Below are 1,865 nucleotides of genomic sequence, written 5' to 3' on the forward strand. Positions count from 1 at the left end.
TCCGTACTGGGTGCCGGGAAAAAACCGGCGGCCGCTATTCGTTGATATTCCACCCGTGAGCACCCGCCGCAGAACTAGCGTCTGCGCAACGGGCGTACTCCTGACAACCCCTCCACACCCGCATACACGGGGCAAGGTGATCGTAGGTGCTCCTTAGAAAGGAGGTGATCCAGCCGCACCTTCCGGTACGGCTACCTTGTTACGACTTAGTCCCAATCGCCAGTCCCACCTTCGACAGCTCCCTCCCACAAGGGGTTAGGCCACCGGCTTCGGGTGTTACCAACTTTCGTGACTTGACGGGCGGTGTGTACAAGGCCCGGGAACGTATTCACCGCAGCGTTGCTGATCTGCGATTACTAGCGACTCCGACTTCATGGGGTCGAGTTGCAGACCCCAATCCGAACTGAGACCGGCTTTTTGGGATTAGCTCCACCTCACAGTATCGCAACCCTTTGTACCGGCCATTGTAGCATGCGTGAAGCCCAAGACATAAGGGGCATGATGATTTGACGTCGTCCCCACCTTCCTCCGAGTTGACCCCGGCAGTCTCCTATGAGTCCCCGCCATCACGCGCTGGCAACATAGAACGAGGGTTGCGCTCGTTGCGGGACTTAACCCAACATCTCACGACACGAGCTGACGACAACCATGCACCACCTGTAAACCGACCGCAAGCGGGGCACCTGTTTCCAGGTATTTCCGGTTCATGTCAAGCCTTGGTAAGGTTCTTCGCGTTGCATCGAATTAATCCGCATGCTCCGCCGCTTGTGCGGGCCCCCGTCAATTCCTTTGAGTTTTAGCCTTGCGGCCGTACTCCCCAGGCGGGGCACTTAATGCGTTAGCTACGGCGCGGAAAACGTGGAATGTCCCCCACACCTAGTGCCCAACGTTTACGGCATGGACTACCAGGGTATCTAATCCTGTTCGCTCCCCATGCTTTCGCTCCTCAGCGTCAGTTAATGCCCAGAGACCTGCCTTCGCCATCGGTGTTCCTCCTGATATCTGCGCATTTCACCGCTACACCAGGAATTCCAGTCTCCCCTACATCACTCTAGTCTGCCCGTACCCACCGCAGATCCGGAGTTGAGCCCCGGACTTTCACGGCAGACGCGACAAACCGCCTACGAGCTCTTTACGCCCAATAATTCCGGATAACGCTTGCGCCCTACGTATTACCGCGGCTGCTGGCACGTAGTTAGCCGGCGCTTCTTCTGCAGGTACCGTCACTTTCGCTTCTTCCCTACTGAAAGAGGTTTACAACCCGAAGGCCGTCATCCCTCACGCGGCGTCGCTGCATCAGGCTTTCGCCCATTGTGCAATATTCCCCACTGCTGCCTCCCGTAGGAGTCTGGGCCGTGTCTCAGTCCCAGTGTGGCCGGTCACCCTCTCAGGCCGGCTACCCGTCGTCGCCTTGGTGAGCCATTACCTCACCAACAAGCTGATAGGCCGCGAGTCCATCCAAAACCACAATAAAGCTTTCCACCCCCCACCATGCGATGAGGAGTCATATCCGGTATTAGACCCAGTTTCCCAGGCTTATCCCAGAGTTAAGGGCAGGTTACTCACGTGTTACTCACCCGTTCGCCACTAATCCACCAGCAAGCTGGCATCATCGTTCGACTTGCATGTGTTAAGCACGCCGCCAGCGTTCATCCTGAGCCAGGATCAAACTCTCCGTTGAAGTAAAACAGACACACCATGCGCCCCCGGGAAAACGGGATGCACACAATGCACAAAATTTGAAACCAGCTGTAAAAACCAGACCACACCACGGGGTGGCGGATCCAGTCAATTCAACCAATTCAATACAATAAATTGGTATCAACAAACTTGGCACACTATTGAGTTCTCAAACAACAGACACA

Annotated in this window: 1 rRNA gene; it reads right to left on the reverse strand. The window is 55.8% G+C overall.

Annotated elements, in window-relative coordinates:
- Positions 1-157: 157 nt before the first annotated feature.
- A 16S ribosomal RNA gene (locus tag QCD75_RS21745) occupies positions 158-1,681 on the reverse strand.
- Between the last annotated feature and the right edge of the window lie 184 nt (positions 1,682-1,865).

The sequence above is a fragment of the Arthrobacter sp. PsM3 genome (assembly GCF_030433895.1).
GTDB lineage: Bacteria > Actinomycetota > Actinomycetes > Actinomycetales > Micrococcaceae > Arthrobacter.